Annotated in this window: 16 protein-coding genes; 6 read left to right on the forward strand and 10 right to left on the reverse strand. The window is 52.1% G+C overall.

Features of this window, described 5'->3' with window-relative positions:
- Nucleotides 1-94: 94 nt before the first annotated feature.
- The 5 genes from HCH_RS19530 to HCH_RS19550 all read left to right on the forward strand — a co-directional run bounded on the left by HCH_RS19530 (nucleotide 95) and on the right by HCH_RS19550 (nucleotide 4418).
- Nucleotides 95-1483 (forward strand): flagellar hook-length control protein FliK, encoded by a 1389-nt coding sequence (locus HCH_RS19530; protein WP_011398143.1) that lies wholly within the window; start codon nucleotides 95-97, stop codon nucleotides 1481-1483.
- Entirely contained in the window at nucleotides 1480-1830 is a 351-nt protein-coding gene (locus HCH_RS19535) for an EscU/YscU/HrcU family type III secretion system export apparatus switch protein (protein ID WP_011398144.1), read from the forward strand. The genes HCH_RS19530 and HCH_RS19535 overlap by 4 nt, the downstream gene beginning before the upstream one ends.
- A 261-nt stretch (nucleotides 1831-2091) precedes the next feature.
- Nucleotides 2092-2385 (forward strand): DUF1244 domain-containing protein, encoded by a 294-nt coding sequence (locus HCH_RS19540; protein ID WP_011398145.1) that lies wholly within the window; start codon nucleotides 2092-2094, stop codon nucleotides 2383-2385.
- Nucleotides 2386-2622: 237 nt separating this feature from the next.
- Nucleotides 2623-3126, forward strand: coding sequence for a Dps family protein (locus HCH_RS19545; RefSeq protein ID WP_011398146.1), 504 nt, complete (start codon nucleotides 2623-2625; stop codon nucleotides 3124-3126).
- Nucleotides 3127-3494: 368 nt separating this feature from the next.
- Nucleotides 3495-4418 carry a mechanosensitive ion channel family protein gene (locus tag HCH_RS19550; RefSeq protein WP_011398148.1) on the forward strand — a complete coding sequence of 308 codons (924 nt, stop codon included), beginning with the start codon at nucleotides 3495-3497 and terminating at the stop codon, nucleotides 4416-4418.
- Nucleotides 4419-4483: 65 nt separating this feature from the next.
- Here HCH_RS19550 and HCH_RS19555 read toward each other — a convergent pair whose 3' ends face one another.
- From HCH_RS19555 to HCH_RS19565, 3 genes are read right to left on the reverse strand one after another with little or no spacing between them, the layout of a single operon-like run.
- Nucleotides 4484-4819, reverse strand: a complete 336-nt coding sequence (locus tag HCH_RS19555) for a hypothetical protein (RefSeq protein ID WP_011398149.1) — start codon at nucleotides 4817-4819, stop codon at nucleotides 4484-4486.
- Between the two features lie 19 nt (nucleotides 4820-4838).
- The gene (locus HCH_RS19560; protein ID WP_011398150.1) at nucleotides 4839-5261 is read right to left on the reverse strand and encodes a hypothetical protein; all 423 of its coding nucleotides are present in this window, start codon (nucleotides 5259-5261) and stop codon (nucleotides 4839-4841) included.
- A gap of 44 nt (nucleotides 5262-5305) precedes the next feature.
- A complete protein-coding gene (locus HCH_RS19565) occupies nucleotides 5306-6049 on the reverse strand; it encodes a substrate-binding periplasmic protein (protein WP_049781018.1) in 744 nt (247 codons plus the stop codon).
- Nucleotides 6050-6589: 540 nt separating this feature from the next.
- On the opposite strand from HCH_RS19565, the gene HCH_RS19570 reads away from it, so the two are divergent.
- Nucleotides 6590-7228, forward strand: coding sequence for a BON domain-containing protein (locus tag HCH_RS19570; RefSeq protein ID WP_011398153.1), 639 nt, complete (start codon nucleotides 6590-6592; stop codon nucleotides 7226-7228).
- Nucleotides 7229-7352: 124 nt separating this feature from the next.
- On the opposite strand, the gene HCH_RS19575 is transcribed toward HCH_RS19570, so the two are convergent.
- The 7 genes from HCH_RS19575 to HCH_RS19605 all read right to left on the reverse strand — a co-directional run bounded on the left by HCH_RS19575 (nucleotide 7353) and on the right by HCH_RS19605 (nucleotide 13751).
- A complete protein-coding gene (locus HCH_RS19575) occupies nucleotides 7353-8282 on the reverse strand; it encodes a hypothetical protein (protein WP_011398154.1) in 930 nt (309 codons plus the stop codon).
- Nucleotides 8267-9949 carry a L,D-transpeptidase family protein gene (locus HCH_RS19580; protein ID WP_011398155.1) on the reverse strand — a complete coding sequence of 561 codons (1683 nt, stop codon included), beginning with the start codon at nucleotides 9947-9949 and terminating at the stop codon, nucleotides 8267-8269. The genes HCH_RS19575 and HCH_RS19580 overlap by 16 nt, the downstream gene beginning before the upstream one ends.
- Before the next feature lie 116 nt (nucleotides 9950-10065).
- The gene (locus tag HCH_RS19585) at nucleotides 10066-10893 is read right to left on the reverse strand and encodes a metallophosphoesterase family protein (RefSeq protein WP_011398156.1); all 828 of its coding nucleotides are present in this window, start codon (nucleotides 10891-10893) and stop codon (nucleotides 10066-10068) included.
- 6 nt (nucleotides 10894-10899) lie between these two features.
- The gene (locus HCH_RS19590; RefSeq protein WP_158304979.1) at nucleotides 10900-11865 is read right to left on the reverse strand and encodes a diacylglycerol/lipid kinase family protein; all 966 of its coding nucleotides are present in this window, start codon (nucleotides 11863-11865) and stop codon (nucleotides 10900-10902) included.
- Between the two features lie 236 nt (nucleotides 11866-12101).
- Nucleotides 12102-12305, reverse strand: a complete 204-nt coding sequence (locus tag HCH_RS19595) for a hypothetical protein (protein WP_011398158.1) — start codon at nucleotides 12303-12305, stop codon at nucleotides 12102-12104.
- An 83-nt stretch (nucleotides 12306-12388) separates the two neighbouring features.
- A complete protein-coding gene (locus tag HCH_RS33225) occupies nucleotides 12389-12559 on the reverse strand; it encodes a DUF1328 domain-containing protein (protein WP_011398159.1) in 171 nt (56 codons plus the stop codon).
- Nucleotides 12560-12974: 415 nt separating this feature from the next.
- Nucleotides 12975-13751, reverse strand: coding sequence for a ferredoxin--NADP reductase (locus HCH_RS19605; RefSeq protein WP_011398160.1), 777 nt, complete (start codon nucleotides 13749-13751; stop codon nucleotides 12975-12977).
- Between the last annotated feature and the right edge of the window lie 107 nt (nucleotides 13752-13858).

Raw genomic sequence — 13858 nt, forward strand, 5'->3', positions numbered from 1 at the left:
GTAAAACGGGCGCATTATAGCCCAGCTTTCCCCGGATGGTCAGTGCATAGCCCTGATTAAGATCATTTTATTGTGGGAGAAATGTTAAAAAGCGATGAAAGTTCAGTCTGACGCCGCCTCAGCGCCTACTCGCACTCACTCTCTTCCACCGAAGATACAGGCGGAATTAGCGGCTATCGTGCAGAAAGTCGGCAATTTATTCTCCGCCCGCATTACCGATATCGCTCCCTCTCCCAGCACAGGAACGCCCAATCCCAGCCTCAGCGCACAAACTTCCGCCACGCCGTCCTGGCGTTTGATATTGAGCGCCGATGGGCTGCCGCAGCCGCTGCAAACTGATATCCGCACAGCGCAACTGCCCCAGGACTGGCTGGTCGGCAAAGTGCTGCAACTGCAAGTCACTGCATTAGGCTTAAAAGTCGTCGATTCGTTAGCGCCGCCACAAACAGAGCCCCCACAGGCGCTTCTCGCCACAACTTTACAGACGCTGTCCAAGTGGCTGCCGTTACAGGGCGATCTTCGCCGCAACCTGGAAGCGTTAGTCCGGCTATCCTCTGATACACGCTTGCCCAGGGACTTGGCGCAAACGCTTGATAAACTAAATCAGACGCTGCCGACGCCACCGCGAGTCAGCGAAGCCGGCGGCCTAAAGCAGGCTATCCAGCAGTCAGGGGCGGGATTCGAGCGTCAATTGCTAAAGTCATTGGCGGAAAGTCGAACGGCTTCCCCCGACAAGACGTCCATATTATCCCCTGGCGCCGAATCGCGCCTGCTGAGCGCCGCGCCGCAGGATATCAAAGCGTTGCTGACAGTAGCGCTGGGAGCCGCTCTGGCGCAGCTTAATCGTGCTCCCAATAGCGCGCTTCCCGCCAACTGGGAGCAGCTGGTCAGCTGGTTAACCCGGCAAACGGCAGAACAGCCGGGCATGGCGACTGGCGGACATCCACTGCAATTTCCACCGCCCATGGCGCGCGAAGGCGGACGACCTCCCCTGCCCGCCAACTTAGACGCCGGCGAAATGTTGCGCGCCCTGGCGCAGGCCACCGCGCGTCTGCACAGCCATCAATTGAACGCCTTGCAACAAAATCTCAGCGCCGGCCCTGACCAAAGCGGAGCGCAAGTCTGGTTTGTGGAGGTGCCTGTCGCCGCCCCACGCATGGATAGCATTCAGATGCGCTTTGAAAAGGAACAACGCAGTGGTGCCAAAGACAACAAGAAAAGCCGCTGGAAAATTGTCCTCGCCTTCGACCTGGAGGGGCTCGGCCCCATGCAAAGCCAAGTCCTGTACACGGAAGGAACGGTGTCCGCCACATTCTGGGCGATGGAGCAAAGGACACTGGGATTGGTCACAGAGGAGTTGCCGCGTCTGCGCAAAGGTCTGCAGGACTGGGGCCTTGAGGTGGGCGATCTGGCGGTGCGCAAAGGCGCGCCGCCAACACCTTCCGCACCGATTTCCCGCCAACTGATCGATGAACGCGCATGACGAAGAAACAACAGGACACGCAAAGCAATCACTCCCAGGAAACGTCTCAGAACGACATCCAGCAGGCCATCGCCCTGTTTTACGATGGCAAGCAGGCGCCCAAGGTCTCCGCTAAAGGCGAAGCGGACCTGGCGGAGGAGATCATCGCCATCGCCCGGGAGCATGGCGTCCCCTTGTACGAGAACCCGGAACTGGTGCGCTCTCTGGCGCAATTGGATCTTGGCGATGAAATCCCTGAGTTGCTGTATAGGGTCATTGCGGAAATTATCGCCTTCGCCTATCACATTCAGGGCAAAACGCCGGAAGGTTTTCAGCCACCGCCCCATACTGAGAACAATGCACCATAGCGCATTGGGACTGCGATATTGCGCCGTCCGCTCTCAACGCAGCGGAATCAATCGTTTACACTATCAACCCTGAGGACACATAGCTTTCTTCTGCTTGTCCGCTATTTGTCTGCGCATATTTTCTGCAAACCGCAGCTTATCTAACGGATATTGATCTGCGGTTGAACTTGCCAATGACCTGCCGAACCGCCCTATTGAGGACAGCTCGGCAAATGGGGCGCTGGGAAGTACGTTTTATTTTATTGAGAACAAGGCTGAATTATGGACTCTAAAACCCAAACCGAAATCGAAGCAGCGGTATTTCGCCGACTGGTCAAACATCTGCAGGACAACACTGAAGTCCAGAACATTGATCTGATGAATCTCGCCGGCTTCTGCCGCAACTGCCTGAGCAAATGGTATCGCGCCGCGGCGGAAGAACGAGGAGAACAGGTGGAAGACGCTGCAGCCAGAGAGATCGTTTACGGCATGCCTTACGATGAGTGGAAAGCCAGGCATCAGAAACCTGCGAGCGAAAGCCAGCTCAAACAGTTTGAGCAAAACAAACCCGAATAGCTTTCCTCGATTCAGGCTCGGGGCGACGCCTATGAGCCTGAATCACCCTCCTCAGAGAAAGTTTTGCAAAGCCATTGCAAAACTTGCAGTCGTATCCGACTCAAATTCATCCCATAACCCCACCCCTACTCCCAAAAATAAAACTAAGTGTTTGATTTTTAAATGCTTTTAAAGAAATTTAAAACCTGGCCCGGTTTCTGCTCTATTCAGGGAAAGCAAACAAACCTAGGAGAGGTTATGAATCAGCACGCTAAAAAACTCGACCTGACTGCTACATCCCCGGATATGGGCATTAAAGAGAGCAAGGCGGACTCAGTCGCCGACAAACTGGCGCGCGTGCTCGCCGACACTTACAGCCTGTACCTCTACACCCAATACGCCCACTGGAACGTCCGGGGCATGAGTTTCTTCGCACTGCATGAGTTGTTTGAGAAGCAATACAAAGAGCTCGCCGAAACCATCGACGATATCGCTGAGCGCATGCGCGCCATCGGCTACAAAGCCCCCGGAACCCTGTCCCGCATGGCGGAGTTTTCCACGATTTCTCCAAAAGAAGAGCGGACAGCGACGGCTTTGATTAAAGAATTGATTTTTGCCCATGAGGGCACAGTCGCAAGCTGTAGAAAGTGCATCGTCGCGGCGCAAAAAGCCGAGGACTTTGCGACAGAGGACCTCATGATCAACAGACTGTCTTCCCACGAACAGGCTGTCTGGATGTTAGGCAGCCTTCTCGAGGAGTAATCCTCACCCTATCCCACCCAAACGATACCCTCCACATTTATCCTACCTTCTTTTTTTGGCCACTCCGGTGGCCTTTTTTATGAGTAGAGGACAGTGGAGCGCCGCGCCGTCTCAGGGTTATTAATATGGCAATGATATTGGCATGTTAATCATCAGGCGCATGGATGCGCCTGCGCGGCGGCTGGCCGCGGGAGACAGGGCCTGACCTGTGCAGGCCCTGTCGTTGCAGACAAATAGAAGGAAGCTATTTGACTGCCTGATTAATAAAACCGGCACGATTTCTGCGTTACCAGCTTCAGGTATTCAGGCGTAGAGAGGGTTCGCCCACATCGCTGTAGTTGTTGTATGAACAGATTAAGGATTAAGCAATGGACATAATAGAATTTGAAAAAGCCGTCGACATTGTCTGGTCTTCCATTCAGGAATGGGCGGAAACAGCACTGGCCAACCTGCCCAGCGCCATCGTGGCCCTGGTGTTTTTCTTCCTGTTTTTGTACATAGCCAAAGCCGTATCCAACCTGACCCAGCGGGTGCTGACGCGCTCATTGGACTCAATGGAAGTGGCCAACCTGCTTTCCACCATTGTGCATATTGTATTGGTTGCCATCGGCGTCTTCGTCTCACTGGGTTTTGTGGGATTGCAAGGCACCGTGACCTCCCTCCTCGCCGGGGCCGGGATCATTGGTCTGGCGTTGGGCTTTGCATTTCAGGACCTCACCGAGAACTTTATCGCCGGGATTTTTATGGGCGTTCGCAAGCCATTTCGGGTTGGGGACATAGTGGCGACCGCAGACATTATGGGAACCGTAGAAGCGATTAATCTGCGCAATACCCATATCCTGACGTTTTCAGGGCAAAGGGTCATTCTTCCCAATAAGGCCGTATTCACTAACAAACTGACAAACTACTCCATCACCCGCCAACGCCGCCTCGAAATCCAGGTCGGCATCTCCTACGCCGACGACATCGACAAAGCCGCCAAAGTCATCACCAAAGCCATCGACGCCCTGAATTTCACCCGCAACGGCACGGAAACCCAGGTTTTCGCCACTGGTTTCGGCGACAGCAGCATCAATTTAGTCGTGTGGTATTGGATCGATTATCCCACCGGGAAAGTAGACTTTATGACCGCCCAGCACAAAGGCGTCGTGGCCGTGAAGAAAGCGCTGGACGAGGCCGATATCCTCATCCCCTTCCCAATTCGCACCCTGGACTTTGCCGCGAAAGGCGGCTTGCAGCTTGATCAGATTATCAGTGCTCGTACTGAGGAAGATGTGGAGACGGCGGCGTAAATTCAGCTGAAAATACCGCCTTGCTGTATCTCAAAGAAAGCACAGGAGGGCGGTTAGCGACGCACTTATAAAGTGAACTCAAGTACGTCCTCATGCCCTTCATAAATTTGCATCAGGCCTGATTTCAGTTCTACAAATTTATCGAATCCTTTAATGAAATAAAAATGCGCCAGCTTACCGTTTGCCAATGATACATGAATGCCGTCACTGGTTACCAAACACTCCTCTACGCAGTTAAATCCACCATTAAATTGGTCGTCACACTCAAAATAGATTCCATGCTCCGAACCGGCTTCCTCAGTCAACCCTCTCTGCCAGAGAATATACCCGTCACCCCAACCTTCTACCGCCACAATAAGGACGTCGTTTTCAACCGAAACAATTTTATGCTGGTAGCTCATGCTAGAGCATTTCCCCTATTCATTGATTCGCGTCCAATAGCCGGCGCAGCTTATGCTCCATACTCTGATTATATTTATCTGTATACTTCTTAAACTCCTGAATATCAGCAAGCCAACTCGCTATATACTCAGCCTGGCTCTTACTGGATTCCGTTTCCCTCAGCCATAACCTTTCATACTCACGAATTCTAGCCTTCAGCAAGTTGTAGGCTTTGTAACACAGCTCACAGAGAACCTTTCCGTAATAACTTTTCTTCAGAACCTCTGATTCATACTTTTGTTGCTCCGCAGACCAGATAGCGGTCTTCTTACATTTCCGACACACATACTGAATGTCGTAATAATAGTCATACAAAGGATTATGGAAATCATGAGAGGCTTTCATGGCTTCTGGCCAAAGCTCTTTATCGGCTTTAATTTTATTCGGTTCTTTTTCAGACATATAATCTACTTAGTCATCACGGAAGGCATCTACAAACACACCTTTCACTCTCCTTGTGAAATTACCCACAGCGCCCTGTGCTTGGCGATAATCGCGTCAATCTTACCTTCTTGCGCCAGTTGCTTTAAGCCGTGATTGAAGTCCTGGGAGGTTTTCAAAAAGTTCTTCGCTTTCCTGGAAAACATCAGGTATTGATTTTCCACTTTGATCGGAGGGTCTAGCCAGATGAACTTATGGGCGGAGTCGGGAAATTCCGTGTTGATAATATACTGCCCCATAAACTTATCAATCAGCACAAGATCAATCCAGCCACGGGAAAGACTGAGGACATTCTGGCGATCTTCGGTGACTTCAATGGTATTCAACCTGGCCTGTTCAAACTCAGGCGGATTGACATACCCCCGCACCACGCCAATTTTATATGGCTGCAAATCATTCAGGGCGACATAAGAGATATTGCGTTCCTTGAGAGCGTAAAAACCCAACTCATTGGCTGGGAGTGGATCTGAAAACTCAAACCACTGCTCCCGACTCTTTCGGAACCAACCGGTGTAAACCCCGTCATAATCGCCAGCCTGAGCCATGCCATAGGCCCTTTTCCAGGGTAGAAACTTTACCTCCACGTCATACCCCACCCGCTGAAAGGCGGTGAAGATGATCTCCGTGATAAATCCCTTACTCTCTAAATGCTCACCGTAATAAGGAGGGTATTCGGTTGCGGCCAGTATTACCTGACGCTCCTCCGCCTCTGCGACGCTGAATAAATCAAGGCATACAAACAGCGCCATGAGAGGATAGAACCGATTCTTGCCCCATCCTCTATTAAAGCCGCCAAAGCAGCGCCGCAGAAAAAAGCATCTTAGAAATGCGTGAGGATTGCAGTAGCGCTTGTTTATCCGCTGATTACTGAGTGGAAGGATCATACCGAAGTGCGTTTTTCGCTTATGGTTATTATCACTAATATAGCAGCAGTGGTTACTTTTCGTACGCGGATGGGACCGGCGAGTCCGGGTCCATCGAGGCAATCCCAAGACTCATCGACGGCTTTACTCAGAGCGAGGCGGGCGTGGAAGCGTGGAAAGACAGGCCTAAGTATCAAATCAATAAAACCCAATACTTTGTAAGTTCTGCAAGTCTTTTACCCAAGATTACCAACCAAACGGAAAAGCTGCGCAATTTTTCAACAATATGCGCATAAAAAGCGCCAATTTCGGTAAAAATAACTTGGCACGCTTCTAGCTATCTCTTAGGTGACAACGAGGCATAGAGTCCTGTTACCCGATCACGACAGAGATCTGGGACTTTAAAAGATAGAAAAGGAGATCGTTATGAAAACGCCAAAAACTTTTACCAAAAAACCTGTTTATGCTGCTCTGATCGCCGCAACCCTGGCTGGCGCTGTGTCAGTGGCTCCAGCTTACGCGGCTGGAGACAAAGTCAAGAATGAAGAAACTATCGGCCAGCAAGCGGAAGAGATGAGCCAGGATGCGAAAAAGTATTTCAAGGACGGTTGGACTGAAGGCAAGATTGAAACCGCCATTCTGTTCAACGATAACCTGAGCGCGTTCGAGATTGATGCTTCCGTTAATGGCTCCAACGCCACGCTAGTGGGAACAGTCAGTTCAGAGGTGGAAAAAGAGCTGGCGGAGCAGATCGCCCTGAGCGTAGAAGGCGTCAAGGATGTGGATAACCAGCTGCAGGTAGCCTCCACACCGGCCAAGAAGGAAAACGCAGATAGCGAGAACTTTAAAAGCTCTGTGGCTGACGCCACTATCACCGCCAAGGTGAAAATGAAGCTGCTGGCCAACGAATCTGTCGCCGGCCTTGATATTGACGTGGATACAGAGGGCCGCGTGGTAACGCTGAATGGCGCAGTGGAGTCAGAAGCAGAGAAGGACCTGGCGGAGAAACTCGCCAGCAATGTGGACGACGTGGATTCCGTTGAAAACAAGTTGATGATCAACTAATTCATCGCACTCCATGCGCATAGACATGAGCAAGGCCCGAAGCCTCACGGCTTCGGGCTTTTTCTCGCTGTCAGAATCAGATTTGCATCAAAGCCCATACTGGATGACAATTCTGCGTCCCGGCCTACCACCGGACCGTTGCGCCTCGTACATCCACATGGATAAATGGCCCGTGGTAGCTATTGGCGGAATATACGCCCAACCCGCCAATGAAGGATTTGTACTCCGTGGTTTCTGCAAACGTCTCAATCAATTGCGCCAGATATTCTGCGTCGTTTTTGTCGACTTTGCCGTCCTTGTTCAGGTCGTCCATTTTACCGTCTTTGGGGTTCTCATCGATAAAGACGTCCGCCGCCCCGCCCCATTGATGACGGCTGTACATGGCGTTGCGAATTGATGTGTTGTAATACGGCGTACGAAAGCCGCTCATGATAACGAAAGATGAAACCGGCAAACCCGCCATGTTCACCTGCTCCGTCAGGTATTCCAACTTGAGCAGCAGCTTTTCCCTCAGCACCAGAAACTTTGGAAACTCCGATGGCTGCCGGCAAAGAAACTGCTCCAAACGATAATTGGGCGTCAGTTCGATATCCAGCATATCTTTGGTGACTTCAAGGTATCCAGGAGGCGGAAGATAGATAGCCTGGTTGAGATAGGCCTCACTGGGATAGTGGCCGATCTGATAGCCATTCAACATCCCCTCTTCCACCTGATCCGCCGGCACCAGAACAAATAAGTTGAGGGTCATTTGCGCCCCGGTGGCCGGCCTGCGAATGGTTAAACGGCTGACGCCAGGACGCGCAGGCGCAATCCAGCGGTAACGATCGCCAGGCTCCTTGACGACATTGCCCTGACCGCTTATTTCAATCTGCTCGCTCTCCGGCAGATTAATCTTGAAGATAAGATCTTCTGACGCCTGCAAAAATGCGGACATCACCCGGAAATCACTGGTTTCGCCTTTAAAACTGATACTGAAGTCGACTTTGCCGGGTTCAAATCCAAAAGCACGGGTCATCAGCAGACAGAGCGCAACGACCGTTAGTGCTCTAACCATTCATTATCCTCCGGCGCCAGCGTCTTTCCTTCAAACGCCATTTGCAGTCGGGCGTCTCTTCCGTATACATCCTTACGAAATTGCGCCACGCCGGAGTCATCCATCCAGGCGGTCCAGTACTGCAGATGTACTGGAACCGGGCGCGGTAAACGCAGTGTCGTCGGTTCTCCCGACGCAAGTATCTTGTCCAGCTCGATGCCTGTTTTTCTCTTGCTGCCGATTAAAGCCGCCGCCAGCTCCAGGGGCCGCTCCAGACGGATGCAGCCTGAGCTGAAGGCGCGCTGTGATTTGTAGAACAAACTTCTGCTCGGCGTATCGTGAAGATACACATTAAATTCATTGGGAAACATAAACTTGATGCGTCCTAGTGCATTCATCGGGCCCGCCGCCTGTTGCAGGCGATAGGGGAACTTGCCGCCTTTGACTTCTTCCCAGTTAATGGTTTCCGGGTCCAATGCGGCCTCTTCCCGTCCCCAGCCTTTGTATACTCTGAAGCCCATTTTGTTGATAAATTCCGGGTCTTCGATGAACCGCTCCAACATATCTTCTTCGGCGATCTGAGTAGGCACCTCCCATAGCGGGTTCACCACCAGATAAGTCATCAAACCACTGAAGGCTGGCGTGCGCCGGTATGGCTTACCCACCACCACACGCATACTCAACTCAGTGCGGCCATGATCAACCAAGTCCAAACGGTAGTCGGCGATGTTCACCACCACATAACGGTCGCCCAGATTCGTTGGCGTCCAGCGACGACGCTCCAGGTTACTGCGAACTTGTTCGATACGCTCGGAAATGGGCGTATTCAACATCGCCAAGGTTTCCTTTCCTACAATAGCGTCCGGTTTCAAGCCATGACGCTCCTGGAAAAAGCGGACTGCTTTCACCAGTCCTTCATCAAAAAGGGTTTCATCATCGCCCTCGGAGGTATCGATCACAGGACGCTCCATATCACCGCTGGCGATCAAGCGACGGCGCAGTTCAATGACTCGCGAATCGGATTGTCCGGGCCGCAATGTCGGGCCATAGGACACCATGGGCCAACCGCCCTGGGCTTCTGTCTCGCGCAGATCCGTCAGCAGTTGCGACAGACCTTTGTATACTTCCGGCGTCGGCACCATCGCGTTCATGTCCTCCAGCAGGCGATCCTCAGCGAGCGCCTGATAGAGGCGAGGCGCCAGCTCGCCGGTAGTGCGCTCTTCACGCCAGACAGAGTCAATCGACCTGGGATCAAAGCGGCCGGTCAGACGGTCACTGGACAACGCCACCATGGCGTCCGTCAGTAACAGTTCCAGCTCAAATCCGCGTTCAAACGTTTCCGGAGCCGACTGATATTGCCCCAACAACTCTGACAAAATCGCAGTGTGGTATCTTTGCGAGGGCAATCCTTCCTGGTCGGTATGTTCAAGCATCCTCACCAATGCATAGGCGCGCTCCGTCAAAGTTTCATCCTCAAACCAAACAGGCTTATACAGGCTCATGTCGTAAATCTGCCGAACTTCGGCGGGATGCAGCATTTTTTTCTGGGAGGGAAAAGATAATGGCTGGCCGGCGGCGGCCCATTCCAACAATTGCGATGGCAAGCCTGCGATGGGGCTCGCCTGGGTCATCGTCACCCACAGGGACAAGATGCAACACCAAGTCCAGCGTGGTAATACAGACGTCACTTGGTTCTACTCCTTAAGATTCAGCGGTCGTACCAGATAGATATTAAAAACCGGGGCCGGCTTCATAACGGGCGCCATTATAAGCGGTTGTATGAATACTATCTATATTAGCTGAATCAGCAGAAGGTCGCCTGGACCTGGCGGGAGGATTCGTCACCCCAGGGAGAAAACCTCAAGGCGACGCGAAAACGTCCTGTTGCAGAGTCATAATCCCAACGCTCAAGGAGCGTCATACGACGATCCCTTCTTACCAGTATCCGATTGAAAGAATTAGGTTTTCCGCTACGAACACGGGGCGATGTCGCCGTCCCCGCCTGCATGACGAAAACACCCGACGGGGCCTCTGGGAAGCTTTCCCGCAGAGGTAAAATGAAGGGATAGTGAATGTGGCCGCCCAGCACCAGATCCACCCCGGCTTCGATCCAGGCTTTCAACGCATATTCACGACCAATGAGAAGGTTTTTCTGGTCGGACGGCAACACCACCTGACAAGGGTGATGCGCGACTACAACCCGCAGCTTGTCTGGCGCGGAGGCTAAACGGCGCGCCACGGCGTCGGCTCTTTGCGGGCTGATTTCACCGTCCACGTGGCGATATTTATGGGTCGTATTTACGCCCACGATCAGCGCCAGATTGTTCTCAAATTCCGGCTCCAAGTCAGTCCCAAAGATTTCACAATATTTTTTATATGGCGCCGTCAAACGACTCCAAAGATTAAACAGAGGAATGTCATGATTTCCCGGCACGGCTAAAACGTTATCAGCCTCAATTCGCTCCAAAAAAGCCCGCGCGGCGGCGAACTGAAGACGGGTGGCGCGCTGAGTGATATCGCCAGAGAACAGAAGCAATTCCGGGCGCATGTCGTTTAGGGTCCGCACCAATGCTTCCTGTACGGTCCAGTCCTCCGTGCCGAAATGGGGATCAGACAGCTGAATAATCTGCATAACGAATCAGTTGGCGTTTTTCTCTGGGTCCTGCGGGGCCACGAACAGAGCGGCTCTTGGCAGCGCCCGCATCCTCACGGGCGTCGATACTCTACGAATCTCGCCGTCCACCACCATCCGTAGCGACTTGCGGTGAGAGCTGATTTCCAATTCCCGACAAACCATATGCTCATAATATTCAGGGCTCTCCGGCATGCCTAACGCCATGCGCCCCAGCAACCTGATCAAGTGCAGACGCTCCCTGGCTTTAAGCACAATGGCGACAAAACCCTGATCATCCGCCGCTTTCGCATCCTGCAGATTCAACAGTTCCAATTGCATACGGCTGACGGTGCTAAACAGCAGTGGCGTATTGATGGCGCGAGAGAGCCCTTCCGAGGTTAATTTCATCCGTTGCGGCCTGGCCTGGGTCAGGCAGGTCCACACGCCGGACAAAAACGCCACCCAGCGAAAGCGACCAAAACGCTTCTGATGGGATTCACGCGCTTGGATGATGCGGGGATACAACCCCAAGCTGGCGTTTACCGCAAACAATATGTCGTTGACCTGATACAAAGGGATTGCCTTGACCACGCCATTGAGCGCAACATCCAAAGCCTCCGCAAAGTTCTCCGGCAATTTGTGTTCTTTCGCAAACAGGTTGAAGGTGCCGCCAGGAACAACAGCGAAGGTCACCCCCTGCTCCAAAATGTGGGGCAAGGCGGCGTTAATCGTTCCGTCTCCGCCAACCAGAACCAGCACCGCCTGATTCTCCTTGGCTTCCTGCGCCGCCCTGCGGATGGTTTCCTGCAAACCGAGGCCCTGACGAATGCTGTGCGTGGACAATATCCTTTCTCTCACACTGGCCGGAGCTGACTGCAACTGGGCCATTGAATCTCCCGAACGCCCTTTGCCGGAACCGAGGTTAACCAGCATCACTAGCTTACGCTCTCTCGTGTGAACGATGTGTCTTTTGATTTCAGCTACTTGCATAGTGGTTACCATTCATAGCGCCAACATTACGCTTCCTAAAAGCTCCGTTATTCAAAACTTTCTATCAACATGGCGATGATACTGGCATGTTGATAATCAGGCGCATGGATGCGCCTGTGCGACGCCTGGCCGCGGGATTAATAACCGCCATCAAAAAGGGCCGCCGATCAGCTCGATTACGAGTTCATCGGCGGCCCCACTCCGCCAGGACTCTACTACTACAGCTTCAATGGGGCTCAGCAATCCTGGTCTCTCGCGTTAACGCCCTCTTTGACACTTTCACAAGTGTCCTCCAGCCGGTTACCCGCATCGGTTAAAGCTCTATCTACTTCTTCGCCGATTTGCTCCGCTTCGCCATCGTCCGCATCACACGCGGTCAGTGAAAAAGCCAATGGAGCGGCTATAATCATCGCTTTCAACAGGTCGGTGAATGTATTCATCGTCATCTCCTCGTTTCCTAACAGTTGTTTTATTTCATTGGCGGCGACCGACCGCTGCCTTTCCTCTCATTCTCAAGACATCTCTATAATCGGTTTCTGCGAAACCCTCCGGCGATGATGCTGATCACGAAAAGCACCAGGAAGATAACGAACAGTATTTGCGCAATGTCGGCAGTCGCCGCTGCAATGCCGGTAAATCCAAGTACGCCCGCTACCAGCGCTACGACAAAAAATACAATTGACCAATACAACATATCCTTTCTCCTTACTTGTTTCCGAACTCAACAGGGAACAGTCATAACTTGGACCAACTCACATTTTTATGTTAAATATCAACATTTTAAGAATTTAATAAGGCTTTAACAGAGTAAGTGAGGCAAGGCGATCACATGTAAAGCTTACAAACCCACTGCAATTATGGGTGAAGTGCGGGAACCCCATGATCATGGGCCTGAGAAAGCATTACCAAACGCGAGCAACCGCATTCAGCGGCGGGCTGAATAGCTCTAAGCGCTGGCGACAGGAGTGCAGGAAGAGAAATGGCGTGTAGAAAAAGGCGGGACCGTCTGCGGTCACTAACAGACGGCCCCTATAGCAGAACCGGACTAACGTTCGGAACGGCTAATAAGGCGCAGCCCGAAGGCTGCGAAATCACTTTCTAAGGGGGGATCAGCTTTCGACGAACGCCCGCTCAATGACATAGTGTCCGAGATCGCCTTGACGGGCTTCAGTGAAGCCGCGGGAATCAAGAATGGAGCAGGTGTCTTTCAACATACTGGGGCTGCCGCATACCATGAAACGATCGTGTTCGGGGTCCATTGCAGGCAGACCAAGATCAGAGAACAACTTACCGCTTTCCATCAGGTCAGTGATACGCCCCTGAGTAGGGTAGTCTTCACGGGTGACCGTGGGATAATAAATCAGCTTTTCTTGCACCAGTTCACCGAAAAACTCGTTCTGCGGCAGTTCGTCGCGAATCAGCTCCTGATAAGCCAGCTCGGAAACATAACGCACGCCATGAGTCAGAATGACTTTGTCAAAACGCTCATAGGTTTCCGGGTCTTTGATAATGCTCATGAACGGAGCCAGACCGGTGCCGGTGCTGATCAGGTATAAATTGCGCCCTGGCAACAGATGGTCCACGACCAGAGTGCCAGTAGGCTTGCGGCTCATGATGATTTCATCGCCGACGCTGATTTTCTGTAAACGGGAAGTCAAAGGACCATCCGGCACTTTGATGCTGAAGAACTCCAGCTCTTCCTCGTAGTTGGCGCTGGCGATACTGTAGGCGCGCATCAACGGACGACCGCTGTCTTGCTCCAGGCCAATCATAATAAAATGTCCGTTTTTAAAACGGAAAGACGGATCGCGACTAGTGGTAAAGCTAAACAGAGTGTCGTTCCAATGACGCACGCTGGTGACCGTTTCTTTACGCATTCCTGACATAATCTGCATTGACTCCTGATAAAGGCGCTAAAGTTTTCATTGATCGATATTTAACCCGAGTATAATCTATCTGTAAAACAGGATTATTCAATAACTCTTATCGGATT

The organism is Hahella chejuensis KCTC 2396, assembly GCF_000012985.1.
Taxonomy (GTDB): domain Bacteria; phylum Pseudomonadota; class Gammaproteobacteria; order Pseudomonadales; family Oleiphilaceae; genus Hahella; species Hahella chejuensis.

Excerpts from the sequence above, each read along its gene's own strand:
- HCH_RS19530 (WP_011398143.1), top strand. The coding sequence starts at position 95 with ATGAAAGTTCAGTCTGACGCCGCCTCAGCGCCTACTCGCACTCACTCT.
- HCH_RS19535 (WP_011398144.1), top strand. The coding sequence starts at position 1,480 with ATGACGAAGAAACAACAGGACACGCAAAGCAATCACTCCCAGGAAACG.
- HCH_RS19540 (WP_011398145.1), top strand. The coding sequence starts at position 2,092 with ATGGACTCTAAAACCCAAACCGAAATCGAAGCAGCGGTATTTCGCCGA.
- HCH_RS19545 (WP_011398146.1), top strand. The coding sequence starts at position 2,623 with ATGAATCAGCACGCTAAAAAACTCGACCTGACTGCTACATCCCCGGAT.
- HCH_RS19550 (WP_011398148.1), top strand. The coding sequence starts at position 3,495 with ATGGACATAATAGAATTTGAAAAAGCCGTCGACATTGTCTGGTCTTCC.
- HCH_RS19555 (WP_011398149.1), bottom strand. The coding sequence starts at position 4,819 with ATGAGCTACCAGCATAAAATTGTTTCGGTTGAAAACGACGTCCTTATT.
- HCH_RS19560 (WP_011398150.1), bottom strand. The coding sequence starts at position 5,261 with ATGTCTGAAAAAGAACCGAATAAAATTAAAGCCGATAAAGAGCTTTGG.
- HCH_RS19565 (WP_049781018.1), bottom strand. The coding sequence starts at position 6,049 with ATGGCGCTGTTTGTATGCCTTGATTTATTCAGCGTCGCAGAGGCGGAG.
- HCH_RS19570 (WP_011398153.1), top strand. The coding sequence starts at position 6,590 with ATGAAAACGCCAAAAACTTTTACCAAAAAACCTGTTTATGCTGCTCTG.
- HCH_RS19575 (WP_011398154.1), bottom strand. The coding sequence starts at position 8,282 with ATGGTTAGAGCACTAACGGTCGTTGCGCTCTGTCTGCTGATGACCCGT.
- HCH_RS19585 (WP_011398156.1), bottom strand. The coding sequence starts at position 10,893 with ATGCAGATTATTCAGCTGTCTGATCCCCATTTCGGCACGGAGGACTGG.
- HCH_RS19590 (WP_158304979.1), bottom strand. The coding sequence starts at position 11,865 with ATGCAAGTAGCTGAAATCAAAAGACACATCGTTCACACGAGAGAGCGT.
- HCH_RS19595 (WP_011398158.1), bottom strand. The coding sequence starts at position 12,305 with ATGAATACATTCACCGACCTGTTGAAAGCGATGATTATAGCCGCTCCA.
- HCH_RS33225 (WP_011398159.1), bottom strand. The coding sequence starts at position 12,559 with ATGTTGTATTGGTCAATTGTATTTTTTGTCGTAGCGCTGGTAGCGGGC.
- HCH_RS19605 (WP_011398160.1), bottom strand. The coding sequence starts at position 13,751 with ATGTCAGGAATGCGTAAAGAAACGGTCACCAGCGTGCGTCATTGGAAC.